At 57.9% G+C, this 6,097-nt stretch carries 5 protein-coding genes; all 5 read right to left on the minus strand.

Annotated features, from left to right (window positions below; translation table 11 throughout):
- Nucleotides 1-4: 4 nt before the first annotated feature.
- Complete coding sequence (locus ACR0LI_RS20725; protein ID WP_480719183.1) at nucleotides 5-1,657, minus strand: recombinase family protein; 1,653 nt, start codon at nucleotides 1,655-1,657, stop codon at nucleotides 5-7.
- Nucleotides 1,654-2,697, minus strand: coding sequence for a tyrosine-type recombinase/integrase (locus ACR0LI_RS20730; protein WP_480492314.1), 1,044 nt, complete (start codon nucleotides 2,695-2,697; stop codon nucleotides 1,654-1,656). Before ACR0LI_RS20730 ends, ACR0LI_RS20725 begins: the two co-directional genes overlap by 4 nt.
- On the minus strand, nucleotides 2,697-4,337 hold the full coding sequence (locus tag ACR0LI_RS20735; protein ID WP_480719184.1) for a hypothetical protein: 1,641 nt from the start codon (nucleotides 4,335-4,337) through the stop codon (nucleotides 2,697-2,699). Before ACR0LI_RS20735 ends, ACR0LI_RS20730 begins: the two co-directional genes overlap by 1 nt.
- A 223-nt stretch (nucleotides 4,338-4,560) precedes the next feature.
- Nucleotides 4,561-4,767 carry a helix-turn-helix domain-containing protein gene (locus ACR0LI_RS20740; RefSeq protein WP_170782160.1) on the minus strand — a complete coding sequence of 69 codons (207 nt, stop codon included), beginning with the start codon at nucleotides 4,765-4,767 and terminating at the stop codon, nucleotides 4,561-4,563.
- A 180-nt stretch (nucleotides 4,768-4,947) separates the two neighbouring features.
- Nucleotides 4,948-5,781, minus strand: a complete 834-nt coding sequence (locus ACR0LI_RS20745) for a hypothetical protein (RefSeq protein ID WP_226689268.1) — start codon at nucleotides 5,779-5,781, stop codon at nucleotides 4,948-4,950.
- Nucleotides 5,782-6,097: the final 316 nt, after the last annotated feature.

Consider the following 6,097-nt stretch of genomic DNA (forward strand, 5'->3'; position numbering starts at 1 on the left):
AGGCTCATAACCTGAAGGTCGTAGGTTCAAATCCTACTCCCGCAACCACCTTGGTCGAACAGAGCCTCGAACAAGCCGCCTCAGGGCGGCTTTGTTCATTCTGGGCCAGCCCAATCATTGCTGCCAGGGCACCCTCCAGTTCGATCTGCACGCCATCCCGTTCATGTTGGATCGTAACACGTTCGATCAAGCCCCGGATAATCTCCAAGGCTCCTGTACGGATCGACGGATCCGATAACGCCTGTGCCAGATCTGCGACCTTGGAGCGATAGAGTTCGGACAGATTTGGGTGCAGTCGCACCGGTGAGGGCGTAGGTTCTGAGAGCTTCGCCTCAAGATCGGCGATCTGCGCTTCAAGCTCTTCGAGTCTTGCTTGAAGTCCGGTGGTGCGAATGCCCTCGGCGATTGCGTCATAAAGCCCATTCAGTTTGCGCACGGCTTTGTCCCGGTCGGATTGCAGACGGGTCCGGACTTCCTCCGCTGTGCCTGCTTCTGCGTTGGCGGCTTCGCTGAAGGACTTGATAAAAGCGGCCACTGCGTCGGGCTGCATCAGACGCTGACGAAGCAAATCCAGAACGGCGTCTTCCAGGACATTGCGGCGAATGGAGTGCCTATGGGAACAAGTACCGAGTTTGCGGGCGGCAGAGCAGGCGAGGTAGTCGCGCCCGACTGTCGCGAGCGGCCCTCCGCAGGTGCCGCAGAATGCAAGACCTGTCAGAAGGTGCTTCTTGCGCCGCTTCTCCCAAAACTTGGTTTCCTTGATGGCTTTGACGCGGGGATCAGCCTCGATCTCGCCCTGCCGCTGTTTGACCGCCTCCCAAAGTTTATCCCCGACGATGCGCAGCTCTGGGACCTCCGTGATGATCCATTCGGAGGTATCGTTGAGACGGGAAACACGTCTGCCGGTCTCCGGGTCCTTGATGTAACGCAGCCGGTTCCAGACCAGGCGGCCGATGTAGAGCTCATTGTTAAGAAGGCCGGTTCCACGAGTGCGGTGCCCCCGGATTGCCGTGTCACGCCATAATTTACCACGGGGGCCTGGGACACCCTCGGTGTTGAGGCGGCGCGCAATGGCTTTTGGGGAGTGCCCTTCGGTGAACTCTTGAAGCACCCGTCGGACAATCTCAGCTTCCGCTGCGTTGATCACTCGTTCCCCCGTAACAGGTTGGCCGTCGGGCCCGAGACGCCGGACGACGTCGTAGCCATAGCTGTTGCCGCCACCGGAGCGTCCAAGCTCCACCCGCCCGCGAAGACCGCGCCGAGTTTTATCTGCCAGATCTTTGAGGAACAGTTGGTTCATGGTCCCCTTGAGACCCACATGCAACTCACTGATCTCGCCTTCGGTCAGAGTCATGATGCCGACCCCTGCAAAGCTCAGGCGTTTGAAAATCGCAGCGATGTCTGCCTGGTCTCGACTCAAGCGATCCAGCGCCTCCGCCAAGATCAGATCAACCCGTCCTTCCTGGGTTGCATTGAAGAGCGCTTGCAGCCCGGGACGCAACATGGACGCGCCAGAGACCGCCCGATCCGAATAGGCTTCAACAATGGTCCAGCCTTCGCGTTCTGCCCGCTCCCGGCACAGTCGCATCTGGTCTTCGATCGATGCGTCTCGCTGCATCTGGCTGGAGAAACGGGCATAGATTGCGACTCGGGTCATCGACAGACCTTTTTCTTCTGGTTGATCAGATCCGCGTAGTCGCGGCCTGCTTCAATGGTTTGGGCGTGAATGTAGTGATGCTCTGCCGTTCCGAAGCTCGTATGAGCCAATATTGGTCGGATCAGCTTTGCGTGTTCCGGAGAGGAGCGCGCCAATGTCGTTGCGGCGGCATCCCGGAAGAAATGCGGTGGGATGCGGCGACCCGTCAGCTTAAGCGTTTGATCAGCAATTCGGGGGCCTAGCGCGTTTTCTTTGAAAGGTAAGCCAGTTTTGCCAACCCATAGGACATCGTGCTGCTGTTGGCCACGCTCCAAAAAATAGGGGCGGACTTCGTTGACATAACGACGCAAGAGAGGCTCAACACTCTGGGGAACAACAGCCTCCCATGGCTGCCCTGATTTGGTCAGATCCCCGGGGAGCGCGACGGTCAAGGTGTCTGCTGTGACATGCAAGGATATGCCAATCCGAAGGCCGGCAAAGGCGCGTCGCCGCATCGGCATCAAAGCCAGCATGGCAATCATGGTGCCATCCCGCAGGCACATCATACGGCGCAGCGATGTTGGCGCCGCTTCTGCATGACCCGTCGCCAGAATCAGCCCTGCACGGAATAGAACCTCGCTGGACAACACACGCCCAAGTTTGCGATCCCGATCACCCCGTCCTGCGGTGCGCTTCAATCCCGCTTTCAATCTCCGCTGAGCGGACCAGTCCTGTGTCGGGTCAGCCGCGGAGAGGATACGCAAAACGCCGTCAATGAACATCAACCGGGTCATTGGCCGGGTGTGTGAGAGGTCCCGAAGCCAAGCGGACAGGCGCGGCAGAGTCGCGCGTCGAGCCGGAGGCAGTGTGATCGCATTCGCATCACTTGTAATCAGCCATTGCAGCCATCGGGCATAGCGCAACTCCAAAGTCTTCAGCGAGGTCGCGCGTAGATGTGAGAGCGCGCCGCAATCGTCAAGCGGTCCACCTCCCGCCTGAAGGTTGAGCCACATCTCCTGGTCTTGCGCGGGCCATTCGTCGAGCGGCAGAATAAGGCTCATCAGCGACGCCCTTTCTTGGCATCGACCAGGTCAGCAAAGGCGCGTGTCGCCGACCGTGCCTCAAGACCGGAATACATGTTGATGGTGTGGCTGACCTCCGAATGCCCGAGCAAACGGCGCGCAACCTCGTAGCCGCCGGGATTGGCGTCGAGCCAGTTCATCACCGCGAAATGCCGAAACAGGTGGGCATTCATCTCCAACCCCGTTTCCTTCCGGATCCGTTTGGAGATGCGTGCCGAAAGGGCGTTCGGGTCGATTGGATCGCATCTCTTTCGGCGCGGAAACAGCCAAGGCGTTCCCGCGGGGCAGAGTTCCGGACAGCGAGTTTTGAGATGGGCGTCGATCATGCGCAATACATCCCGTGGGATCTCGAACTCGACAGGTCGCTCGTTTTTGGTCTCGCCGCCTTCCAGAACCAGGTAGGCTCGGCCATCGCCGGGACGGTGCAGGTGGCGTTCCAGGTGGATGTCAGCCAGGTTCTTCACGCGAACTGGGCAGACCAGCAAGATGGCGATGGCGAGCGCATCTTCACGCGCCAGAGCCCAGCCATACGGCTTGGAGGTGCCGCGTGGTCGCGCGAAAACCCGTTCAGGCAGAAGCAGCAGGCGCTGCTGATGCCGGTCCTCCTGCAACACCCGCAGCCGGCTTCGGTTTTTTTGGGTCATGCCATTCTGAGGTTTTACCGCAAGACGCGCGGCAAGCCCCGACAGCGCGTCCCGGGTGTCATCGGATGCATTGAGTATCCGGGCCAGGTTGCGGAGCAGCGCGGCGATCTCGCTGATCATCTTTGTGGTCTGGTTGTTGGTGCGCGATAACATCTGGCGCAAACCCCGTTCAGCCATCATCGGATTGATCAGGATGTCCAATCCGCCAATCTCCGCGATCGGGATACCAGAGTGAACGAGTTCGGAGGCAAACCGAACCAACTGTCTTTGGTATTGGGACAGGGTCGGGGGTCGGAGTGCCCTGTTTTGACCGTCATCTGCCAAGGGGTCTGGATTGGACAGACGATGTATCAGCTTTGCAAGAGCGGTTTGGAAGGGCGCTGGAAACGCGGTCACCGGAAAAGTGATGACCTTCTGGCGCGATTCCAGAGGCAGAGTGACGTTGGGCCATTGTGAAATACGTCGAGCCGCCAGGTTCCAGCCGTTGACAGCGGCACGATGTGAAACATCAGGAGATTTGCTGATCTCGTTATGCTCAAGGGCTACTCGATAGGCTTGAGCATGCTCCTCACAGACAGTGGCAGGTTTGACACCCTGCCGGTTCAAAAAATGCACGAAGCGGCAGAGCGCGGGTTGCAATGTCTTGTCGCCGGACGCCAGTACATTCGCCCAGAGCGCTTGCCAATCGGGAGACAGATCATCGATCCGGTTGAAGCGCCGTTCCACCAGCCCGAAATGCGCGAGCGCAGCCCGTGCATCACTGACCGCGTTTTGCCAGCTCTTTGGTGAAAGACCGAGTGCAGCCGGTGTGACTTTGGAAAGACGGGGCTGCAACCAGCGGCTATCGCAAGGCACATCCTCAGGAGGCAATCCAAGGGCTTTGGATGCACGGCGCAGGCCGGAGATCATATCGCGGCGGCGTCCGTCTGTCAGAGAGCTATCGGAGCGCAGCTGTTCGATAAGCTCGGCAAACATCGGTGTGTCGGCTTTGACGAAGGCTATTGTCAATGGAACGGGGCTCTGGCTAGTCATCGGGTCTGTGTTCCTTTGGACATGTCAGGTCTCGGGTGGACGGGTGTGGACAGGAGGTCCGATTCGGGAAAAGCGTAGCACAGAAAGTCAGAAACTTACGGGCTGGCCTTCTTCCCGAAATGCACATAACGCATTGACATAAATAGACATTAATAGACGTGAGTTCCTACCAGCAATGTGTCTGCCGGTAGGCGGCATGAGCTGCCGGATCAATGCGGATGAGGCGTCCGCCGGGGCCCACCCGAATAACCTCAAGCAGGCCTGCCGCAATCGCACGGCGTACCGTCTTCTCCGAGCAATTGTCCAGTTCAGCGACGTCCTTCACCGTCAAAAGCTTGCGGGGTCGGCTCTTCTTGGCATTGATCTGTGGCATCCTGATGCGCCTCCTTTTGGTCAGAGGCGTTCCGGCCCAGTTCCCGTACTGCCTGGGCAGCCAGCAATCGGACCAACTGGTCAATCGCTGTCTCAACCTGCCGGTGCGCATGGTCGTCAGAAGGGGGTATGGCAGGAACGCGTGTCATGCCATGACCATGACAACGCGGGCTTGCTCCTTCTAAGTGTATTGATTGGCCAATTCCGGCGGCGCCCAACGCTCTTTCTCTTCACGCTCAAGCTTGCCGCGAAAATCGTCTATATCCACGCGGATCGTCTCACCGCTCAGGATTTGCCCCGGCTCGGTGATCATCTTCACGACAGCCTGGATAAAGTTGACGAGCGGACCTTGCCGTTGTCCTCCGGGGCGCCCGTCTGAGTATGTTGTATAGGTCAGAGGGCGACCGGCATCTTTCCAGATGTAACAGCAGCTCTCGACGATGTACTGACGGCGTTTGTCGCGCGAGAACCGCTTGTCTCGGGGCGACATCTCTGCAACTGCGCCGGGGGTCACAAGGATGTGCCGAATGTCATCTATGACATCCTGAGTAAGTGTCGTTGCGGTCTCAAGCTTGTCGAGGACTTGGTCAAGAAGGTCTCCATCTTCTGGCGTCGCCGCGAAATAAGTCGAAAGCGAGCCCAATGCGTTCCGGAGTTCTTGGGGACCAATGGAACTCTGTTTTGCTTTCCGCAAAAGTTGCTTGAGGTGCTTTTGACCTCGTTCAATCGCTTGCGAGCGTCGGACCTCAGTCAGATTGATTGCGATGTCGTCGTCGTTATTGAGGCAGTTCCCAAGAAACACAGAGAGTTCGCGTACGAGCTTAGTCGGCAGGTCAAACTGTTCAGCCAAGCTCCCGATCATGTCCTTGGAAAGAGCGCCGCGTTCTCCATAACAGCCAAGCTTCCACGACATCGAGCTTTTGATCCCATCCATGTGCGGATAGATGGAATAGTCACCTTCAGTATCTGTAACGTCTCGATTGCCCTTCAGACCGCTGTCCGCGTTAGCGCTCATGTTGTTCTCCGTTTGGCACATTCTAGGGTCTGGTCGCACATCCAAAAGCTTACGTGTATCAAGGCAGTACCGATTGCTGAGGAAGCTTGCCGGTTGAAGCAAGTCGACCCCTCCAAAAGTTGCACATAAACAATAGAACAGGAAGAGAACAGCTTGTGCTCCAGCTAATGCTTGATCGTCCAAGGCGGTTTTAACGCTATTTCGGTAGCAGACTGCACACCGCACTGTAGTGGATACATGCGCCTGCCGAGTGACCGGTCGCTTTGCCGCTAGAGCAGACATTGAACCCAATACACCGAATGACCGCACCGAGCCC

This window comes from Ruegeria sp. CL7 (genome assembly GCF_056536445.1).

What these genes read in the sequence shown, in the direction of transcription:
- ACR0LI_RS20725 (WP_480719183.1), bottom strand. Translation starts at nt 1,657, where the DNA reads ATGACCCGAGTCGCAATCTATGCCCGTTTCTCCAGCCAGATGCAGCGA.
- ACR0LI_RS20730 (WP_480492314.1), bottom strand. Translation starts at nt 2,697, where the DNA reads ATGAGCCTTATTCTGCCGCTCGACGAATGGCCCGCGCAAGACCAGGAG.
- ACR0LI_RS20735 (WP_480719184.1), bottom strand. Translation starts at nt 4,337, where the DNA reads ATGTTTGCCGAGCTTATCGAACAGCTGCGCTCCGATAGCTCTCTGACA.
- ACR0LI_RS20740 (WP_170782160.1), bottom strand. Translation starts at nt 4,767, where the DNA reads ATGCCACAGATCAATGCCAAGAAGAGCCGACCCCGCAAGCTTTTGACG.
- ACR0LI_RS20745 (WP_226689268.1), bottom strand. Translation starts at nt 5,781, where the DNA reads ATGAGCGCTAACGCGGACAGCGGTCTGAAGGGCAATCGAGACGTTACA.